At 76.3% G+C, this 316-nt stretch carries 1 pseudogene; it reads left to right on the top strand.

Annotated features, from left to right (window positions below):
- Positions 1–79: 79 nt before the first annotated feature.
- Positions 80–316, top strand: a pseudogene (locus ACLBYB_RS33025) (protein-methionine-sulfoxide reductase catalytic subunit MsrP); the annotation flags it as partial.

Raw genomic sequence — 316 nt, 5'->3', positions numbered from 1 at the left:
GTGAGGCTGCGGCGCTTGCGCCCCTGTCGGCCGCGGCCGATCTGTGGGTTGTGCAGGCAGGAGATCCGAGGAGACGGCCATGTTGATCAAGCGCAGGCGCGGTTGGGGCGTTCCGGGGCATGTGGCGTCGCCGGAGGCCGTCTTCCTCAATCGGCGGGCCCTGATCGGCGGCGCGGCCGGGCTCGCGGCCGGCTCGCTCCTGGGCGGACGCGCGGCCCTTGCGGCGGCGGGCGGCCAGCCGCTCTACCCGGCGCCGCAGAACCCCGCCTACACGCTCGACCGCCCCCTGCCCCCCGAGCGGCTCAGCGCCGGCTAC

It is taken from the genome of Methylobacterium sp. D54C, from assembly GCF_053345595.1.
This window is presented reverse-complemented; position numbering and strand designations above follow the sequence as displayed.